Source organism: Mycoplasmopsis mustelae (genome assembly GCF_004365095.1).
Lineage (GTDB): Bacteria > Bacillota_I > Bacilli_A > Mycoplasmatales > Metamycoplasmataceae > Mycoplasmopsis > Mycoplasmopsis mustelae.
Genome location: NZ_SOCN01000001.1, coordinates 297,515 through 317,887, shown reverse-complemented (window position 1 = coordinate 317,887; position 20,373 = coordinate 297,515). Strand labels below are relative to the sequence as shown.

24 protein-coding genes are annotated in these 20,373 nt (G+C 26.3%); 11 read left to right on the top strand and 13 right to left on the bottom strand.

Translation table 4 applies throughout. From position 1 onward, the window contains the following. Positions 1-5: 5 nt before the first annotated feature. Entirely contained in the window at positions 6-2,048 is a 2,043-nt protein-coding gene (locus BCF59_RS01360; RefSeq protein WP_134110502.1) for an LppA-related lipoprotein, read from the bottom strand. A 198-nt stretch (positions 2,049-2,246) separates the two neighbouring features. Between BCF59_RS01360 and BCF59_RS01355 the strand changes: the two genes are divergently transcribed. Then, positions 2,247-2,462, top strand: coding sequence for an MAG6790 family protein (locus BCF59_RS01355; RefSeq protein ID WP_134110500.1), 216 nt, complete (start codon positions 2,247-2,249; stop codon positions 2,460-2,462). Positions 2,463-2,494: 32 nt separating this feature from the next. On the opposite strand, the gene BCF59_RS01350 is transcribed toward BCF59_RS01355, so the two are convergent. Both BCF59_RS01350 and ftsY read right to left on the bottom strand, forming a co-directional pair. Beyond that, positions 2,495-2,719 (bottom strand): sigma factor-like helix-turn-helix DNA-binding protein, encoded by a 225-nt coding sequence (locus BCF59_RS01350; RefSeq protein WP_134110499.1) that lies wholly within the window; start codon positions 2,717-2,719, stop codon positions 2,495-2,497. Continuing rightward, positions 2,712-3,755 (bottom strand): signal recognition particle-docking protein FtsY, encoded by a 1,044-nt coding sequence (gene ftsY / locus BCF59_RS01345; RefSeq protein WP_134110497.1) that lies wholly within the window; start codon positions 3,753-3,755, stop codon positions 2,712-2,714. The genes BCF59_RS01350 and ftsY overlap by 8 nt, the downstream gene beginning before the upstream one ends. 169 nt (positions 3,756-3,924) lie before the next feature. On the opposite strand from ftsY, the gene BCF59_RS01340 reads away from it, so the two are divergent. Then, positions 3,925-4,602: a hypothetical protein gene (locus BCF59_RS01340; protein ID WP_208317573.1), complete on the top strand. Its 678-nt coding sequence runs from the start codon at positions 3,925-3,927 to the stop codon at positions 4,600-4,602. Positions 4,603-4,775: 173 nt separating this feature from the next. Here BCF59_RS01340 and BCF59_RS01335 read toward each other — a convergent pair whose 3' ends face one another. The 5 genes from BCF59_RS01335 to def form a co-directional block, all read right to left on the bottom strand. Next, positions 4,776-5,474 (bottom strand): PQ-loop domain-containing transporter, encoded by a 699-nt coding sequence (locus tag BCF59_RS01335; protein WP_134110495.1) that lies wholly within the window; start codon positions 5,472-5,474, stop codon positions 4,776-4,778. 97 nt (positions 5,475-5,571) lie between these two features. Beyond that, complete coding sequence (locus tag BCF59_RS01330) at positions 5,572-6,150, bottom strand: DJ-1/PfpI family protein (protein WP_134110493.1); 579 nt, start codon at positions 6,148-6,150, stop codon at positions 5,572-5,574. After that, a complete protein-coding gene (locus tag BCF59_RS01325) occupies positions 6,150-7,067 on the bottom strand; it encodes an MSC_0882 family membrane protein (protein WP_134110491.1) in 918 nt (305 codons plus the stop codon). Before BCF59_RS01325 ends, BCF59_RS01330 begins: the two co-directional genes overlap by 1 nt. Further along, positions 7,060-8,295, bottom strand: a complete 1,236-nt coding sequence (locus tag BCF59_RS01320; RefSeq protein WP_134110489.1) for a hypothetical protein — start codon at positions 8,293-8,295, stop codon at positions 7,060-7,062. Before BCF59_RS01320 ends, BCF59_RS01325 begins: the two co-directional genes overlap by 8 nt. A 9-nt stretch (positions 8,296-8,304) precedes the next feature. Then, a complete protein-coding gene (gene def, locus BCF59_RS01315) occupies positions 8,305-8,868 on the bottom strand; it encodes a peptide deformylase (RefSeq protein ID WP_134110488.1) in 564 nt (187 codons plus the stop codon). Between the two features lie 80 nt (positions 8,869-8,948). Here def and plsY point away from each other — a divergent pair, with 80 nt between their 5' ends. From plsY to BCF59_RS01270, 9 genes are all read left to right on the top strand, one after another. Beyond that, positions 8,949-9,728, top strand: coding sequence for a glycerol-3-phosphate 1-O-acyltransferase PlsY (plsY, locus tag BCF59_RS01310; protein WP_134110486.1), 780 nt, complete (start codon positions 8,949-8,951; stop codon positions 9,726-9,728). 985 nt (positions 9,729-10,713) lie between these two features. Next, on the top strand, positions 10,714-11,253 hold the full coding sequence (locus BCF59_RS01305) for a tRNA (cytidine(34)-2'-O)-methyltransferase (protein WP_134110876.1): 540 nt from the start codon (positions 10,714-10,716) through the stop codon (positions 11,251-11,253). Next, positions 11,234-11,956: a TrmH family RNA methyltransferase gene (locus BCF59_RS01300; protein ID WP_134110484.1), complete on the top strand. Its 723-nt coding sequence runs from the start codon at positions 11,234-11,236 to the stop codon at positions 11,954-11,956. Before BCF59_RS01305 ends, BCF59_RS01300 begins: the two co-directional genes overlap by 20 nt. Then, positions 11,956-12,237 carry a hypothetical protein gene (locus tag BCF59_RS01295; protein ID WP_134110482.1) on the top strand — a complete coding sequence of 94 codons (282 nt, stop codon included), beginning with the start codon at positions 11,956-11,958 and terminating at the stop codon, positions 12,235-12,237. Before BCF59_RS01300 ends, BCF59_RS01295 begins: the two co-directional genes overlap by 1 nt. Next, complete coding sequence (gene ylqF / locus BCF59_RS01290; protein ID WP_134110480.1) at positions 12,227-13,069, top strand: ribosome biogenesis GTPase YlqF; 843 nt, start codon at positions 12,227-12,229, stop codon at positions 13,067-13,069. The genes BCF59_RS01295 and ylqF overlap by 11 nt, the downstream gene beginning before the upstream one ends. Beyond that, positions 13,062-13,472, top strand: a complete 411-nt coding sequence (locus BCF59_RS01285) for a YigZ family protein (RefSeq protein ID WP_134110479.1) — start codon at positions 13,062-13,064, stop codon at positions 13,470-13,472. Before ylqF ends, BCF59_RS01285 begins: the two co-directional genes overlap by 8 nt. Then, positions 13,465-14,832: a M17 family metallopeptidase gene (locus BCF59_RS01280; protein WP_134110477.1), complete on the top strand. Its 1,368-nt coding sequence runs from the start codon at positions 13,465-13,467 to the stop codon at positions 14,830-14,832. The genes BCF59_RS01285 and BCF59_RS01280 overlap by 8 nt, the downstream gene beginning before the upstream one ends. Before the next feature lie 204 nt (positions 14,833-15,036). Next, positions 15,037-17,061: a S8 family serine peptidase gene (locus tag BCF59_RS01275; RefSeq protein WP_134110475.1), complete on the top strand. Its 2,025-nt coding sequence runs from the start codon at positions 15,037-15,039 to the stop codon at positions 17,059-17,061. 4 nt (positions 17,062-17,065) lie between these two features. After that, on the top strand, positions 17,066-18,385 hold the full coding sequence (locus BCF59_RS01270) for a ligand-binding sensor domain-containing protein (protein WP_134110473.1): 1,320 nt from the start codon (positions 17,066-17,068) through the stop codon (positions 18,383-18,385). A 329-nt stretch (positions 18,386-18,714) separates the two neighbouring features. Here BCF59_RS01270 and BCF59_RS01265 read toward each other — a convergent pair whose 3' ends face one another. The 5 genes from BCF59_RS01265 to BCF59_RS03655 all read right to left on the bottom strand — a co-directional run bounded on the left by BCF59_RS01265 (position 18,715) and on the right by BCF59_RS03655 (position 20,258). Continuing rightward, entirely contained in the window at positions 18,715-18,897 is a 183-nt protein-coding gene (locus BCF59_RS01265) for a hypothetical protein (protein ID WP_134110471.1), read from the bottom strand. Positions 18,898-18,900: 3 nt separating this feature from the next. Then, positions 18,901-19,038: a hypothetical protein gene (locus BCF59_RS03660; protein WP_166666787.1), complete on the bottom strand. Its 138-nt coding sequence runs from the start codon at positions 19,036-19,038 to the stop codon at positions 18,901-18,903. Between the two features lie 183 nt (positions 19,039-19,221). Then, a complete protein-coding gene (locus tag BCF59_RS01260; RefSeq protein ID WP_134110469.1) occupies positions 19,222-19,425 on the bottom strand; it encodes a hypothetical protein in 204 nt (67 codons plus the stop codon). Positions 19,426-19,541: 116 nt separating this feature from the next. Further along, on the bottom strand, positions 19,542-19,724 hold the full coding sequence (locus BCF59_RS01255; RefSeq protein WP_134110467.1) for a hypothetical protein: 183 nt from the start codon (positions 19,722-19,724) through the stop codon (positions 19,542-19,544). Between the two features lie 375 nt (positions 19,725-20,099). Then, on the bottom strand, positions 20,100-20,258 hold the full coding sequence (locus BCF59_RS03655; protein WP_166666786.1) for a hypothetical protein: 159 nt from the start codon (positions 20,256-20,258) through the stop codon (positions 20,100-20,102). Positions 20,259-20,373 lie beyond the last annotated feature (115 nt).

Genomic DNA, 20,373 nt, shown 5'->3' with positions numbered 1-20,373 from the left:
TTATGTTAGTTATTTTGTTTGTTTTCAATTGATGTTGATCCAGCCTGTTCGGTTTTGATGGTAATTTGTGAACCAGGAATATAGAATATTAAAGGAATATGAAGAATATGTTTGGTATCTAATTGATTATCGGTCAGATCGGTATATGAGTTTGTGACCGGTACATATAAGTCAACCGAAGTTTTAAATTTAACTGAAAATCCATCAATACCAGAGCTTGGAAAAACACTTAAAGCAATGTTATTGATTTTTATCTCATCATTAGCAATTCTAGTATAAAAAGGATATAAGATGAAATTTTGTGATAAACCAATTAAATCTTTTAATTTTAGCTTTTCTGCTAATTTATAAGTGTTTAGTGGATCGTTTATAGTTACATCTGCATTTTTAATTAAAAAAGTTTTCATTTTTCTGATTTGATTATCACTAAATACTTGGGTTAATATAACCTGAGATGTTTCGCTATTTGGTATTATTTTTGATTTATCTAATTCTTTATCATTGTTAATTATTTTATTTAGTTGTTCAAAGTATTGTTTATCTAAAGACAAACTAATTAGTGGTTGCTGTTCTGTGATTGTTTTAGTGTTTCTAAAACCATTAAATTCAAATTCTTTAATTATCGATGCTTCCGAATTAGTATTATCATCAGCGTTTTCAATCAAAACTTGCAATCCCAAAGTTCCCTCTAGATCGTTAAATTTAGCAGCTACAATGCTATATTGGTACTTGGTTTTTGTTGCTTCATTTATTTCGAAAAACTTAGTTTTTAATGCAGGATTAAAACTTGTTGTTGTGTTTGTAAATAAGTTGGTGTTTTTATTTAGTAAGGTTTGGTAATTGATCAATTGCGAACTTTCACTAGCATTTAACATCTTTGAGTTATATAAATTAGGATTTTCTATATATAACAACATATGAGCAACAAGGGAAGGAAATAAATTAGTAACTGATGTATCTAATTGTTTTATTGTTAAAAAGTTATTTTTATTATTTGTTTGTTGCTTAGTGAATGTTTTGAAGCCGTTAAGTGTAAAGGTTACTGTTTTAGAGTGATTATCCTTAGTGAACATTAATTGTAAATTACTTATAACGCCGGTTTCTTGGTTTGCCTGTGTTTGTCCTTGATTTAATAAAGTAATTTGATATTTGTTTTGTAATTTTTCGCTAATTTGTAGTTCTCTATATAGGTTTGGTAAATCTTCACGTAATTTATAATAAGCAGCTAATGCATCGTGACCTTTATAGAATGTAGATTTGACGTTATGTTCTAAAATGAGTGTATCTAAATCACTAAAAAGTTTTTTGAGTTGCTGTTTTTGTAAAATTTCATTTACTTCAGTTTCTAAGTCTGCAAAATCATCAAGATTCACAATAGCATCTAATTTATCTTGATACTCACTTTGTTTTAACTTATCAATTTGTTGAATTTTAGTTGCTAACTCTTGTTTCTTTGTGTTAAGTGTTTCTTGTTTTTCTTTATTATATTCAGTTATTGCTTCTTGCATTAAAGTTTTAATTGCTTGATAGTCATTTGGCAATTGGTTGTATTTTGATAATAAATCATCATTATTATGAACCTTATCAATATATGATTTTTTTAAATTTTCCTTTAAATTAGCAAAATAACCAATTATATTGCCCCTAAGTGAGTCTAAATCATCACTATTAGAGATGCTTAGATATTTAGCATAATATACTTGTTTTTCTATAGTGTCTGGCTGCATTTTTTGAATTGATGTTAATAAATCTTGTTTTTTATTTATTATTTCGTTAAATTTAGCAATTTCAATTCGTGCTTTTAAATCTAATAATTCTGGTTCAGTATTTGCTTTTTGTAGTTTTGAAGCAAAATCTTTTTTATCAGTTAATTGATTAATAGAACCACCAAGTTCAGTTTTTAAATTTCTTATTTGTTCACTTTGTGTATCATTTTGAGAGTCTTTTTTTTCTTCAACTAAAAGGCTCTGACAAGCTACTACAAAACCTAATGGAGTCACTGAGGCAATTAAGTATAATGATGTTTTTAATTTATTTTTTAATTTCATATTTTTCCTTTTTTAGATGTATTAATATATTTTAACATATTTTTTTAGCGATATTTTACATTGCTTTTCTATGCATTTTAAATCATTTATAGTTTTTAAATTAATATTTCGTTAAAATATGAACTCAAAAAGTTTTCTAAATTATCGCCTAAATTTATTTAGATATATTATAATTATTACATAGAAACGGAGTTATACATGTACAAATACAAAGCCAGATTATTATCAAGCAACGAAGTAGTTGCTAAAGCAAATTCTTTAGATGAATTAGAAGGATTAATTAAAGGTTTTCGTCGTGGTCAAAAACATGGAGTACATACTCAAGGAAATGAAAAGATAAAAATAGTACACGTTGAAAGAGATCACTTAAAAGGAGAACACTTTTCAAAAGAAGTGGTTATTAAGACAGTATAATCCATATAAAAACAAGGGTCTTTCCCTTGTTTTTATATTATTTGTGAATTTAATTTATCTAATTTTAATAAGGTTTTTTTGACAGTGTCATAAACTGACGTGCGGGTGGTAGCTACAATTTCAGCAACTTCTGCGTATGATAAGTCGTTATAAAAATACAATTCAAAAATTTGTTTTTGATTTTGTGTTAAAAAGTTCTTAAACTTTTCATATAATTTTGAGTATTTTTGCAAGTTTTCTAGAGTTTTTTTACTCATTAATTAGATCCTTAGTCATTTGATATATAAATAATTCTAGGTCAAATTCTTGTAGGTCGGTTAGCTTCTCACCTAAACCCACGTATTTAACACCTAAATTAAATTCATCTTTAATTGAAAGAATAATTCCACCTTTTGATGTTCCATCCATTTTAGTTAAAATAATTCCACTTAAGTTTGCCACTTCTTTAAATACCTTGGCTTGTGATAAACCGTTTTGTCCTGTAGTTGCATCTAAAACTAACAATGATTCGTGTGGAGCGCTAGGTTCGAAGCGCTTGATAATCTTAACCATTTTATTCAATTCATTCATTAAGTTAACTTTATTTTGTAGTCTACCTGCAGTATCAATGATCAATAAATCATAATTTTCATTTTTTGCTTTTTCTAGTGCTTTATATACAACCGAAGCGGGATCTTCGCCATCTCGGTTGGGTTTAATGATATCGGCTCCAATGCGTTCGGCTCAAATTCCGAGTTGGTTAACTGCGCCCGCTCTAAAGGTATCGCCCGCCGCTATTAAAACCTTTTTATGTTCATTAATATATTTATATGCAATTTTTGCAATAGAGGTAGTCTTGCCTGAACCGTTAACGCCGACAAAAATAAAAACATTTAAACGATCATCTTTAAAATCCAATTGTGTATTGGTTATGCTATTATTTGCATAAATTACAAATAACTGATCTGCAACAATTTCGCCAATAAATTTTGGATCTTGAATGTTATTAGTTTTAACTTCTTTCTTGATTTTTTCTATTATTACTTCAACTAATGATGAATTAATATCAGACATGATTAAAAGTTCTGTGAGGTCATCGAAGAAGTCCTCGTTTATTTTAACGTGGCGATTTTGAATCTCTAATAGTTGTTTACCAAAGTTTGAACTATGAGATAATCCGCTTTCATATTTTTTAAATTTTTCACTTTTTAAGATTTCTTCTTGTCTTTGTGCTTCTAATTGTAATTGTGTTTCTTCGACGCTTTTATTTTCTTTTTTGAATACTTTGTTAATTAATTTTTTAAAAAATCCCATAAATCTATTTTACTAAAAGTTGATAGATATTTTAAATATAAATTGAGTAAGTTTTTATAGTAATAAAACTTTTGCTTCTGTTTTTTTTTTTTTTTTTTTTTTTTTTTTTTTTGATATATTTTTTCTATAAAATAATTTTTTAAAAAATCTAATTAAAGAAGGAACTAAAATGAATGATATTCAATACTTATTAACTTTAACTTATCAGCAGTGCTGTGATTTTTTAAGAAATAAATACGGTGAAATAAATGGTAATTATTTTGTTAAAGAAAATTGCAAAACGAAAAATCAAAAAATCACACGAGGAAACGAAGGATTACATATACATCATATTGATGAAGATAAAGCTATAATGTTATCTAACCGACATTTTGCGATTTTAAATCCATTTGAATACCAAAAGGGTGAAAGACTTATTTATTGTAATTTATTAGAACACCTAGTTCTACATATTAAAATAATCGAGCATCCACATCCAAATAAAAATTCTTTGGAAACGGTTGGTTGAGGAGGGTTATTCAATTTTATGATTCCTGAATTAAATGATATGTATTCAGGTTTTAATGGGTATAAAGAAAGTTCAATTAAACAATATAAAATAAAACTTAGAGAAACTATTATTGATTATAAGAAAGAGTACTTTATGTGTTTGAAATATTTAATGAAAATAGATAAAACTTACTTTATATTTTATCTTAAAAGTTTTCATAAAATATGCAATCGCGATTATGATGACAATATAAATAAAAGAATATATAAAAGGATTTATTTTCTTTGAAAAGAAGTTAATTCAGGTAATTTAATTTCAAAATTTGGATACAAATTTATCGGTTTTTGATATTCGTAATTAATTTTTAATTTTTTTAGAGCATTTATATATTTAAATTACCTTTTTATTATTTCTGCTTATGTTTATTTATAATTTGACTTTTTAGATTATTTAATTTAATTTATTCTCAACAACAGAAATTTTTTTAAATATCAACATTAAATACTGGTTGTAAAACAAAACAATTAAGATTAAAAGTCTGTTTCAATTACAGATTTTTTCTTAGTTAAGATGTGGTCTCTTAATGTAAATGTGAACTGAATACCAAATAAAATAAATGAAATAATTTGTCATACTAAACCACCAATAAATGCCTGTTTTTCTTCTGTAGAGACAATGTTTAAAATTCAAAAAATGATTCAAACAATATTGTTGATTTCATATACCAAAAACATTCAATATGAGATTCCTTTTCATTCGTTCTTTTTAAATGAATATATAAGTTGCGGAAAGAAAGCTAAAGTAGTTAATGATGGGAATATCAATCCTAAAATTAATTGTGTTTGAGTTGATCATCTGAATTTTAAGGTTTGATTTAAAATAATAAAAATTATTCAGATTATAAGATATATGGATAACCCTGCTGCCGCTAAAAATTTTTGTTTTTTACCAAATTCTTGTTTATAATGATATAACAAATAAATCATTATTGAATAGAAAACAATGCTTATTGAGTTTGCCACAAAAGCATTGAGTAAATTTTTATGTCCTAATGATGATCAAATGATTCATAATAAAATTCCGGTTTGAAATATTCAAAATGAAGCAAAGTTTACATTTCCTGTTTTTTTATGTTTTAATAAAGATATAAGTTGTGGAATTCCGAGTGATGCTACCACTGCTGCCGCAATTCAACTAAAAACCACTATTGATATTGCTATTGTTGACATGTTATGATTATATCATACATTGATATAATCAATCATTAATTGCTATCTGGAATATAAAAAAAACATAAACTAAATTTATAGTTTATGCAAATTAATCTTATTTTATTAATAAATGTTCTAAATAGGTTATATCTGTAGTACCTGTGATAGACTTGAATGTATCAATTGCTGCTTGTTGGCTGAAGATATTAGCTAAGACACAGTAAGCTAATTTTTCAGCTACGGCTGCGGAACTGGCACTCATAAATTTTGAAGTAATTACTAAATCAGTTTTGATGTAGTTATCTTTTCTAAATTCTTTACTTCAATCACTGGGGAATGAGGTGAAAGAAGAATCTATAATTTTATGTTCTGATAATACATTTGGAGCATCACATATCATCGCAATTTTTGTTTCTTGTTTAAGTAGTTTTTTGATTTTATCCAATGCATCAAAATTCTTACGTAAATCTTGAGCACCACGACCACCAGGAATAAAAACTAAATCATATTCATCTAAGTTTATATCGTTTAAAATATTATTAATTTGAGCAAAACCAAATTGACCTCTAGCGGATTTTAAACTATGGTGATAAAAATCAATCTGACTAAATTTATTTGATTTTTTTCAGATAGATAAAGGAGTAACTAATTCAATATCATTAAAAAAGTCTTCAATAAAAACTAATAATTTCATTATTTTTTTCTCCTAATAAAACGTCTGTATATCAAGAATAAAATTCAAGCAAAAGGAATTAATACAATTAAAATAAAGATAATGATATATGTTATCAATCAAGCTCTATTTTCTTTTCGTTTGCGCTCGCTAACGCTTTCAGCTATTTTAACACTTGCTTCGTTGCTTCCAAAAAAAGCACTTATATCTTGAATGCGTTTATGATCATAAAGTAGGACTGCGACGAATAATACACTAATGATAAATTCTATTACTAAATCTATAATTAAAAGAACCTTAACACTACCGAAAGCTTTATCTAGTTGTCGTGCAAAATGTATGATTATGTAAAAACTATTAGAAACAATTTGGCCGTTTTGAATTTGCGGCTTAGCTCCGATTTCTACCACATCGATTTTTCAAAAAATGAAGACGTATAGATTAAATAAAATAAAATATGTGCTAAAAAAGATGTAAATTCATTTTAATCTTAACCCTTTTAAACTAAGGTTTTTGTAAGTTTCCACAAACATCATATTTGATGCTGTCTCACCTTCTTTATAATCCCTACGAAAATTTGCTTCGGTGCGTTTTCAAGCAGAAAAATTAATTAAAGAGCGAATTCCAAAAAACAAAGCAAATAAAATTAATATAGAAAAAATGATATATAAGGCAATTCCTGAACTTTTATCTTTAACTGTTGATAAAAAATAAATTAATAAAATAGCAATAATAGCAATTAATAAAATAATTCCTCAAAATATTGCACCAACACGACGAATAAATTTTTCTTTAATAATTATTTTATTATTAGCCGGATTGAGTAAACCTCTATCATCACGATATTTTTCTTCTTCGCGCTTTTCTTTGTCAACATCTAAAGGAACTTGCGCAGTTTTAATTTGAAGTTCTTCAAAATTTTGTTTAGGTTTAAACATTTTTAACCTCTATCGGAGTAATGTTTGTTTTAGCTTGTGTTTTTTGATAAAAATTATGTTTTCTAATTTCATCAAGAATTGCATTAGCAACCACACTAACATCAATATATTTATTTAGTTCGTTATTTTCTTTGATTATATTTAAAATATAAGTATTAATTTTGCTGGCAATTTTAGGATTTATATGCTTAATTAAGCTTTGATAAAAGGCAAAAATATTTTTTGAATCACCAATGACATACTGTTGCAAGACTTCAGAAGTATTTTCTTTGATATAACTAGTAATTAATTCGCGCGCCTTTTGTTGATTACGTAAAAGAGAAGAAGAAAAAGCAACCTTAGTTTTAATTTTTATTTTTATTTTAATTTTTTCAAAAGCTTCTTCGTTTAAATTTTGAAATAAATTAGTTAAATTAATGCGTTTAAGTGCTAGGTTGAGTAGAGAATTAAATCTGGGGTCTTCTAAAAAACGTACAATACGCATTATATTTATTGCAACTTCTTTTGTTTGTGCTTTGCTACGTTCTTGTGGTGAAAGCTTAAAAATTTCTAATAAGTTTTTTAGCTCATCGGCTGCTAAAATTCCGTTTAAGATAGTGTTTCCTAGGCCTGCAATTGAATCTCCTTGGTTTGCGGTCATTATCTTGGTTGTAAAAGCATTTGAAATTGTAGTTAATGATGAGGTTGATTTTTGATTATTTTCGCTTGCTGAAAATAAACTAAAAAGAATTAAACTACCAGGAATGCTAATTACTACATTACCTAAACCGCCCACCAAAAAGCGAACTAATTTACTTTTTTTACGTTTTGGTTTTTTAAAACGAACAAAAAATAAAATAATTCAAATGATAAAGTATACAATTCAACACACCAAGCTTAGTGAAAGATAAAATAAAATCGTTATGATAGTTACTAATGAACCTACTAATGAACTATAATCTTTTAATTTTGGATCATTATTTATAATGTTTTTTAAAATTGCACTCGAAACAAAGGCTGAAATAATTGTAAGTATGATGATAACTGCTTTAACAATTAAGTATTTTCAATTAAATCAAATTCCAATTAGAAAAGCAATAATTAAAAATATGAAAAAGACCACCCATAACACTTCAAAATTAATTGAACTTCCCTTTTGAGCCATTCAAGATAAAATATTTTTTAATGTATCAAGCGAATTACTAGATTCTTGTTTTGCTTGAAAATAATTATTGATAGTTAATGTCATTTAATTCCTTTATAAATAGATAGCTTTTTTCTTTTTTAAAAATGGATCTTTTTTATTGATGCGATCAATAAACAGTTTTCCGTTTAAGTGATCTAATTCATGTTGAAAAACAATTGCTAAATATCCTTGTAGTTCATATCTTAAATATTTTCTCTGATAATAACTATATGCATCAACAACAATTTTATAACTACGATGCACTAAACCTTCTTGGTTTGGGTGGCTTTCTTTTACGCTCAAACAACCCTCACCTTCACTTAATGCGATTTGCTTATCGCTACGAGCAAATACTTTTGGATTAAATAACACATCTTTAAACGCCACTTGATTGTTTGCGTCTGTTACATAAACATAAAAAACGTTTTTTAAAATTCCATATTGTACCGCCGCAACACCGACACCGGCACGAAATTGACTGTTTTTTTGTTGTGAATCATCAATGTGATAGATCATTTTTTCTGCTAATTCAACATCCTCGGGTCGTAGCGGAATTGGTACATCCTTGGATTTTTTACGTAAAACAGCGTCTGGAAGTTGCACAATATTAATTTCAAATTGTTTTGTTTGTTTCATTTTCTTATTATATAATTATTTATATTTTTTTAATATAAATAACTATAATAAAAGTATAAATGATGGCGAAAGGATAATTGATGGTTACGTTTTTAAGCATTATTACAAATTTAATGTTTTTGTTATTAGGATATTTAATTGGTTCATTAAATACTTCTTTAATTATAGGTAAAAAGTTTTTTAAAATAGATGTTAGAGAACATCATTCAAAAAATGCCGGTTATACAAATGCAAAACGCGTATTAGGAAGTAAAATAGCAGCACTTATTTTGTTTATTGATATTTTTAAAAGTATTCTTGCAGTGTTAATTGCATTTGGAATTTCTTATGTAATTAATAAAGATATTCAGTCTCGTTTAAAAAATTCAGATGAATTGGTAGATTTTAGGGCTGTGAGTTTAATTACTCATCAGCTATATCTATTTCCGATTATTGCAGGTATTGGTAATCTAATTGGACATGTTTGACCCGTCTTCTTTGATTTTAGAGGCGGAAAAGGCGTTGCTTCTATTATTGGGATTTTAGTAACCATAAATATTATTTTAGTAGTTATTTTTATCATTGTGTATTTTATAGTGTTATATTTTTGAAAATATGTTTCATTATCTAGTGCTTTAGCGGCAAGTATTAGTGGTTTATTTGCCTTAATTCCATGAATATCAGCTGATATTTTAGGATATTTTAATGGATATGGAGATATGTTTTGATTAAAAACAAATCTTTTCTATATTACTTTTATTTTTTATCTACTAGCCTTAGCTGTTTTACTCTGATCACATCGTAGCAATTTTATACGAATTAAAGAGAAAACAGAACGTAAAGTAGATTTATTTAAAAATAACAAAAATGTCAAATTATAATTCCACTAAAATTGAGTAATAATGAAAGAAAACATGATTAGGATAATTTTATTGTGATTAATAATCAGATCTAAAGTTATCGAATTAATTCGTTTTCTTGGATTAAAGAAATGTAATAGAGATTTAAAAATATTATAGAATTTTAATATTATCCAAAGTGTTTTGATTTTTAAATAAAATCAGACAAATAGAGATGATTTTATTTTTTGAAAACAATTAATGAAAAGGTGCCAACATAATTTTTTAGTTATTAAGAAATGGTGTTTTTAACTAAAATTATTCTTTTGAGATCTTTTTTTATCTATAAATTAATATACAAAAGCACGATAATTATAATCTAAAAAATATGCGCTTTATAGTTGGAAAATTTTCTAAAAAAATAATTATGTTTTTATAAGAAATATTTTTAACTATTTTATTTTAATCTTAATTTAAGTTTTGAAGAACTTGTAAAAGATATTTTATTAGAGAAAAAAATCTAAAAAAATTTTTTAGCTCGACCCACCATATATTTAGTTTAACATAAATTAAAATGCACCTAAACTGAAAACAATGTACAAGGACTTTTGAATTTATTAGAATTACCAATAAAAATGTCTTAAATTACTGTTTTCTATTTTTATTAGAGGGCACAATCAAAACTCTTTATCTACAATTTTATAAAAATATAATTTAACATAAGATATATTAAAAGGCAACCGTTGTAGTAGTACTTGTAAAAAAAAAAAAAAAACAAAGTAAACAAGAACGGGCGAAAGTAAGGCACAATGAATTATCATTTTGAACTTTCATTCTATTTGTAGTCATGAAATAAACCTTAAATAATTTTTTGTGGTAAAGAAATTTGAACAAACATATTTATTTGATTTAAATTTGAAGAAGTAGTCAACTTAAAATGTATTTAAACATCCTTAAAAATAATAATCCTAAACACAAGTATGAATTAGATTTTTGATTTATTGATGTGATTTGTCAAAGGAGTTTTATGTTAAATGTGGTTTTATATCAACCTGAAATTTGTCCAAATACAGGAAATATCATTCGTACCTGCTTTGCATTAGGTGCTAAATTACACATTATTAAACCATTGGGTTTTGATTTGCATCCAAAATGATTAAAACGTTATGGAGCAGGCAGAATGCTTTCTGATATTCCACATGAAGTGCATGAAAATTATGAAGCATTTTATAATAAATATTATGACAAAAAGATTTATTATATCACTAGATATGGGCTTAAAACTTATACTGATGTCGATTTTAAGCAGATTTATCAGCAAAATAAGGAAATTTGATTAATGTTCGGAAGAGAGTCTACTGGAATTAATAAGGAGATTTTATCAAATCATTTAGACAGTTGTTTAAGGATTCCAATGGTTTCACAAATGCGATCAATTAATTTAGCTAATTGTGTATGTATTTTAGGTTTTGAGGTAATGCGACAATTAGATTTTCAAGACTTATCATTATATGAAGTTGAAAAAGGAAAAGATTTTTTATTAACTTATGACAAGCATTACAAGTAAGCAAAATCCTTTAATTAAGTATCTTAAAAAATTAGAAAATAAGAAATATCGTGATCAAGAACAAAAGTTTGTAATTTTTGGTGAGCATCTAATTGAAATAGCGTTACAAAAAGGTATTGTTATCCAACTTTTTGAAAGCGAAAATTCTAATTTATATCCGCAAGCAACTAAATTATCACATTATTTGTTTGAATATCTTTCAAATACATCAAGCGCTTCAAAAGTAGTGGCATTATGCGATAAAACTAAATTAATAACTAATAAAGCAAACAAAATCATTGCACTAAATAACCTACAAGACCCAGGGAATGTGGGTACAATTATTCGTTTAGCTAAAGCATTTGATTTCGACAGTGTTTTAATAGAAAATTTAGATCCTTATTCGGAAAAAGTGATTCGTAGCAGTCAAGGAGCGATTTTTGAAGTTAATATTTTACAAACAAAGGATTTATATCGTGATTTAATGCGATTGAAAAAAGATTTTTATCTCTATCAAACAATTTTAAATCAGCACGCCAAGGCATTAAATGCAGTTAAATTTCAACAAAAAAACATTATTATAATTTTAGGAAATGAAGGACAAGGGATAACAACAAAAATACAAGAATTAGCAGATGAATCAATTTATATTCCGATTTCTTTCGAAAGTTTAAATGTAGCATCTGCTGCAGCAATTGTCTTAAATAAAATAAGGAATGGATAATGAAACATAAATTAATTAATAATATGGTTAATAAAATTAAAACACGAAAAATACATATTATTTTAGAAGGCTATAATATTGAAGAAGTTGATGAAATTTTTATTAACTTAAATCAAGAACTTTCACTTTTGGATTCTGAAATTGCACAGAAAGATTTGCTAATTCAAAAACAAACACAAAAAATTCAAGATATGCAAACTAAAATTAACACTTTAGAATTTGAAAAAAATGAATTAAAAACAAAACTACAAATTACGCAAAAGGATACAAATGCAAGATAATTATCAAAACTTAATTCAATGATTTCCGGGACATATGGCAAAAGGATTCAAAGAATTAAAGACTAATGCACAATTGGCTGATATTATTATTGTAGTTTTAGATGCTAGATGTCCAATTAGTTCATATAATGAAGATTTTGATCAAGTAGCTCCACTAAAACCGAGATTATTTATTGTTAGTAAAAGCGATTTAATGGATACATCTAAAAAAACAGCAATTGCTAAACGTTTTGGAAATTCAGAGATTTTATGGTTGGATTTACGCAAAGCTAATATCAAAAATATTATTTTAAAAAAACTTAAAGAAATGAGCGCAGAACGAATTGCAAAAAACAAGGCAAAGGGAATCATTTCAACTAAAATTAAATCCTTTGTTGTTGGAGTTCCAAATTGTGGCAAAAGTACTTTAATTAATTTGCTTTCTCAGAAAGCAAATTTAAAAGTAGCCAACTATCCAGGTGTTACTCGACAACAACAATGAGTTATTAATAAAGAGTTTTTATTTTTAGATACTCCTGGAATTTTGCTACCTAAATTTGATGATCAAGAAGTTGCAATAAAATTATTAATGATTGGGAGTATTAAATCCGATATATACGCTTTAGAGTATGTATGTACTAAAATTTGGATTTTGCTATCTAAATATTATCCACAGAAACTACAAGAAATCAAAATGACACCCGATTTTGATGAAACTAGTATTTATGGACATTTTTATGAATATGCGCAAGAATTTAATTTTTATAAACACAAAGGTAAACTAGATATACAAAAAGCATTCAAACACTTTTTACAATGAGTTAAGAATTTGAAAGGAGTAACTTATGACTAAGCAAAAAGATATTCCGATTATACAAACAGAGTCAGTAGTTAAAAGATCTAAATTTATTGGATATTGTATGGAAGTTCACGAAAAAAGTTGTGTTTCTAATTTTATAAAAAATATTGTTAAAGGTGACCATAAAGATGCAACTCATATCACTTATGCATATGTTATAAATGAAAACGGAGCGGAAACGGCAGCATTTAGTGATGGAGGTGAACCAAAAAATACTGCAGGAAAAAGGATTTTTGAATTAATTCAATTGAAGAATTTAAAGAATATTTTAGTAGTTGTAGTGAGATATTTTGGCGGACAGAAATTAGGTGCAAGCGGATTAATTCGTGCATACCGTAAATTAGCATCTGATGCAATTAACATGTATATGAACAGGAAAGGAACAAAAAATGATTAAAGTTTTAACAGAAAGACAACAACAAGCATTATTGCTTAAACCAGCATTTCAAGGAGATACATTTCCAAGCTATGTGGCGCAAAAGGAATTTTATGTAACTAATAATTTATCTGAAAAAGTTGCGTATGTTTATTTAGCGACAAAAGATCAGAATTTAGATGCTATTAAAACCTGATTTAGAGAGTTTTCGGCAAAAATTAATTTTGATTATCAAATTGATTTGGAAGCATTTGCACAACGCTTTTGTTATAAAAAATTGCTGAGATTGTTTATCTTAGGAGCATATTTTGTAAGAGCAACCCTATTTGCAAAACATTCAAACCCAGAACAAACGCAGCTTAAAGAATTAAGCATTTATATGCAAGAAGTTAATGAGGATGCAAGATCAGTTATTGAACAAATGATGTTAACTGCCAAAGCAGTTACAAAAGTTCGCAATTTACAAATTACACCAGAAAACTTTTTAAATTCTGAACAATTAGCCACAGAAATAAGTAATGATTTTAGTGGAATTCCAGGCTTAGAAGTACAAGTCTTAACAAAAAAAGAAATTCAGGACTTAAATATGGGATTACTTTTATCAGTTAATCGAGGTAGCACTCACGAACCTAGAGTTGTGGTTGTTAAATATCAAGGAGACATACATAGTGAAGAAATGTTGTCATTTGTTGGTAAAGGAATTACTTTTGACACGGGTGGAGTAAACACTAAGGGGTATCATATGTCTGGAATGAAATATGATATGTCTGGTTCTGTGATTGTTGCTTATGCAGTTAAAGTGTTAGCACAGATGTGTGCAAAAATTAATGTTTCTGCCGTAATGTGCATCACTGATAATCGCTTAAATGGTGATGCATCATTACCTGAAAATGTTTATCAATCAATGAGTGGTAAATGAGTAGAAGTAGTTGACACCGATGCAGAAGGACGTTTAGTGCTTGCTGATGGGCTATTTTATGCGGCCGAGAAATTAAAAGCTACTACTTTGGTCGATGTTGCCACCTTAACCGGGACCATGTTAGTAACTTTAGGGAATATTTATACTGGAGTTTGATCAACTAGTGACACTAAATGAGATTTATTTAATCAAGCTGCAGTTAGAATGCAGGAAAAAGTTTGAAGGATGCCGCTTCATGAAGATTTTAATAAAGGAAACAAAGGTTCAAAAGTTGCAGATTTAGCAAACTGATCTAAGACAGTGCGCTCTGATTCCAATCAAGCAGCACTATTTTTAAGAGAATTTACTAAAGGGGTGGATTTTATTCATTGTGATGTTGCAGGAACTGCAGATATTAATGGTGAACCACAAGGTGTTTTAGTTGCAACTTTAGTAGAATTTGCTTTAAAATTACAAAATTAAACGACATAAAACTTGATTTTTTGAAATTTAGTTTTTATTATTCTTTTGATAACACAAAAAATCTATGTTAAAATAATATAGACAAAAGTAAAAAATGGAATATGGAATACCAAAACAAATTTATTTTATATATAAAATTAATGTTAAGTTTATGACATCCTTTTGAAATTTTGTTAACAACAATAAATATTAAAAAGGAAAACAATGAAAAAGAAAGTTAAGTTATTATTAGGTGTATCACTATTTGCAGTTAGTATTTCACCAGTTTTTATATTTAATCGTCAACAAAAAAATGATGGAAAAATGTGGTTTGAAAAAACAAACAGACTAAATTTGGAGGTTAGGGAGACCTTTAATTTACAAAAAAGTTTATTATCTACTGATGTAGAAAAGAAAATAGATAATGACTTTGAATTAAAATTACTTTTAAATCATAATTTTGATTCAAGCGATGATTTTTTTGATTCTAAGTACATTAAGGAGCAAAATGAAGAATTTATTGAATCACTAAAAAGAGATGGTTTAAATTTTATACAATACATCATTAGTGATGAAACACCGATTGTTTGAATGTATTTTGATACAGAAAAACAAAGAGAAGAGTTTGTAAATAAAACAAAAGAAAATAAAAAAATATATAAATTTATATTATTTAAAAACACACAAATTCATACTTCTCAAATGGTAAACTATCACCATGATTGATACTATAATGATGGTTATGGTGGTGGTTATTATTATGATGATACAAAATATGATATCTTAAACAAAGATGATGCTTTTAAAATATTAAATTTTACAAAACAAAGGGAAAGGGATTTGATTACAACTGGTTCTACGAATTCACGAATTGGTGTTTTTGAAATTAATTATGGGTTTAACAAAAGCATAACTAATAATTTTGATAAAAATGGAATAGAATTTTTACAAGATAAATATTCAACAGAAAAAAAACACCCTATATTGGTTTCATCAATTGCAGCAGGTGATGAAGGTTTTGACACCAAATCAAAGATTTTGTTTTCTGATTTCACTAATAAACAAGGTGAATGACAAAAGCGATTAGAAAACATGGTAAAAGACAGAAAATTGAAGTTAATCAATCATAGTTATGGTAGAGGCGACGACACTGTTTTTAAACTATATAACGAGGAAAGTTATGTCTTAGATTATCTTTCAAGAAAATACGGTGTAATAAATGTTTTTTCAGCAGGAAATGAAAACAATGATAAAGAGGTTGCGAGTGATAAAGACATAAAAGTGAGGGGATGAATAAATGATGATCAATTAGCATACAATTCCATAGTTGTTGGTGCTCTTAATGATAACTATAATTTTAATATAAAAGAAAATAGACTAGCAGATTATTCTAATTATAAATTAGATCCTAATAATCCACAAGTAGCAAAACCTTTTGTTGTCGCTCCTGGTTCGTATAAATTTAAATATAAGAATGAGACACAAAACGGAACAAGTTTTGCTGCACCCGCAATAACAGGTATTATTTCCACTTTATTAAGAACTAATCCGGGTATAGATATTGATACTCATAGAATTCCGGCAGTTAAAAGTATTTTAAGTGCTTCATCAATTGCTACTACAGATGAGAATCAAAAAATAAATAAAAATGGGTTTAGCAATAAGTATGGTGCCGGCATACCTAATTATGAAAAGATGCTTATAGCGGTTAAAAATTTAAACTTAATAACAGAAGATTATGGAAATACAAATAACGAAATATCAAGAAATAATATTTTCTTTGTTGAAAAAGGTAAAACAATAAAAGCATCATTATCTTGGTTGTTTAATGCTGGTTTACTTAATGACAAAGAAGGAATCCCGAATTATAATCCAAACGTTAATTGATGATTCTTTTTAGGCTTACTAGGAGGAACTATCGCTAACGCAGTAGAAATTGAAAGACTAAAAAAAGATACAAATAACTGGAATTTATCTCATAAGGATGAAGATTGATTAAAAATGAACGAAACAAGAAAAAGACAAGATTCTTGATTTTCTAATTATGATTTATTTTTAGAGAAATATAATCAAAATTCGGGTTGAAAAGTTATAGCAAGTTCAGAATCTACTTCATCTAATGATGAATTAATTACGTATAAGACTACAGATTCTGGAAATTATAGATTAGTAGTAAGAAGAAAAAGTTCAGCATTATTTAAAAATTCTGTTCCAGATAGGTTGGCTTTTACATATGTTATTCAAGATTAAAAAAATGAAATTTATTTTATTAGGATTATTTTTATCTGTTGCTACTACTGTTGTTTCATCGTGCGTAAATTCAGTAAATAATTATATAAACTCACTCGGTAGAAAAACCGTGTATTTTAGTGATTTAATTAGGTTAAAACAAGAAAAACAGAATATAACAACAAATAACAGTATTATTTTTGACCAATTTTTTCCTAAATTTTCAGAATTTGTAAATGAATATAGAAACTTTAGTTTCTTAGATGGAGCCTCAAATAAAAGAATTAAATCTATTAGTGATTTTAATGAACTAATCATAAATAAAATCAACACATTATATAAAGACTTTAATTTAGCAAAATTAATGTCAGATGCAAAAATTAAACAAATCTTTGAATCGGACTTTTTAAAAGGACAAACGTTAGAAAAAATTCTTGAACAAAATGATATTTTATTATTTGAATCAAGCAATGCTTACTCAGCATCATTTTTAAATTACTTTCTTATAGATACAAATGATAAGAAAGAAAACCAGATAAGTATTCTCGAGATTAATCCAGAATATGTTAATAATAAATTTGGATATAAAGTACCACAAAATTTAATAGCAAGCAGAAATGTTTTTACGGCGGTATTGATACCAAAAGCTGCAACATATAAAATTATTGAAACAAAACAAATAGAAAACATTAAATTACTAAATGATTTATATAATGAATTTAAGTATAAATTAGACAACTTCATCAAAGAATATGAAATTGATAAAACACTGACATTAATTCAAAAAATTCAGCAAAATCAAAATGTTACATTTAAACCATTTTCTTTTTTAGGTAAATTAAATAATGAATCTATAAAGAATTTAACTATAAATACTGAAATTGAGTCAATAGAGAATATGGATGATTTTAACAAAATCATACTAACACCGCTACAAAAAATTGCAAATGATAATGCACTAACAATAGACACAGATAAAATTAGGAAGTATTTTGAACAAGAATACATAGAGAATAGAGATATTGAAACAACTTTAAAAGAAAATAAAATTTTAGTTCAAAGAATGATTATTAATAAAAATTATTTATCATTTAATACACCAGATCAAATGGTTAAATATAAACAAAAAGATAATAATATAACTATTGCTACAATATCGGATAGAGTTTTTAATTATAATTTTTCATTGAATGAATATACACCAAAAGTAAATGAAAATGAGGTTCTGTTCCAAGTTCTGGTAGTTCCTAAAAATTCTGTTATTAAACTTCAAGGCTCTTTAAGTTATAAAGAAGCAAATGACTTTTTAGTTAAAAATAAGGATTTGTTACCTAAACAAGCATAAATAAATTATAAATTTATTCAGAAACAGATAGAATTATTAGTTATGATAAGTTATTATTAACTCAACCACCTTTAATTAAAACAGTGATAAATGATAAACTTGAAACTAAGCAAACACAAACAAATATAGATACTATGATTTTACTAGGACAGGTGGGTGGTACCATCCACCTGTCCTAGTAAATATAAGTGTAAAGTAACTAGTAAATTTGCATAAATTTCTAATTTTAATGAAAAAAAATTTCACTTTAAAATTTATTCGTTTTTATATAAAACAACTCATATATTTTCGAGTGGTTTTTAAAAAGGTTTTATAATTAATTTGTTTAATTAATTATTTATAATTTTTTTAACAAATATACGCAATTCATCTAACTCGTCTAATAAGTTGTTAATTGCGTTTTTTATTTCTTCATCTTTAACATTATTTTTATTAAAAATTTCTAATAATTTATTAGCATATTTTTTCATTGTTTCATAAAATGATTTATTACTTTGTATTAGTTGAGACATTCTTTAAACTTCATGTCTAGATATATCTAAACCTTTCGATAGTGCTCAACTTTCATTTTCTGTTAACCATCTACCATCTAATTCTTTTGCTGTAAATAATGTTCTGCCGATTTTAAAAAATAAACTCAAATCAGAATTCATAACAAAAGAAATATCAGTTTTTCTATCTATATATTTTCGATTTCCTTCTGTATCAAATGGAGCTAAATTTTTGTTCTTGTATCTGACTACACCATTATTAATTTTTCTTGGTATTTCTATGAATATTAGTCAATTAGAATTTTTTCTTCCGTTTTTGTCAAAAACATTTTTTTATTCACCTTTTTACTTAAAGTTTCGTTGTAATAAAATTGATAAATTATCTTCTGCTTTTACTAATTCATTAAAAGTTTTTATATTTCTTTTTACTTTAAATGTTAAGATTTTGTCTAAAAGAGTTCTAAATGAGCTTTCTACGTGTGGTTTGTGAGTTGGATTGCTAGAATAAACTATTTCAATTCCTTTCTCTCTTAAAGTTTTTGAAAGCATTGTTTCTGTATCTTCGCTACCTCAAAATGTACGTCTTTTATCAGCATAAATCTTTTTAGGAAAACAAAATTTTAAGAATACTTTTTCTAATAATTTCTATATCCTTCGTTTGTTTCTTATTTACCAATATGAATAGCGAGTGAATATCCGGTTGCAGAATCTATTGCATGATATATGGTTACTTTTTCTTCATTTTTTAAATATGGTTCTTCTTGTGCATCGATTTCTATTATTTCCCCGAATGATAAATTCTTTGATTTTTCTAATAATACACGTTTCTTTTTAGCTAATTTTTCCAACTTTTCAATGTTAAATAGTATAAGATCGTGTTTTTTATCAATCTTTTTAACGGAGTTTTTTGCTATTTTTCTACCTAGTTTTGTTGTATGTGATGCTGTTAATCCTAAAAGGTTAAATCTTTTTATTAAATGTTGATATGAAATTTTGCTTCTGTGTTTTTCGTCTAAGAAATTTGTGTAAAACTCTTTTACTGTAAGTTCGTTTGAAGTTAATTCAATATCAACTAAATTCAGTGTAGTTTGTTTGTATAATTTGAAAATTTCTATAATTTCTTTATCACTAATTTTTAATTTTTTATCTATAAATTTATTTTTGTGAGAGAGAGAGCAATATTTATTGATTCTCCGGTTCCGATAGAATTTCTTATTTCTTTTTTATAATAAAAAAACACTTCTTATAGAAATTCCGAGTTTTATAGCTAGTTTTTTGTTTGTCTCATTATAGTTTTCTGAAATAGCAATTATTATATTTCTTTTCTTCTTTTCAAAATCAGTTAATTCTTTTGAATTTGCAATGTTAAATTTTATTTTCATAAAACTATTTTACATTCAAAAAAATTTTTTAATTAAAATTATGCAAAAATGAAAAATATTATCATCAGTGCAATAATAAAGATTATTCTATAGAAATTTAGTTTTTATTATCCTT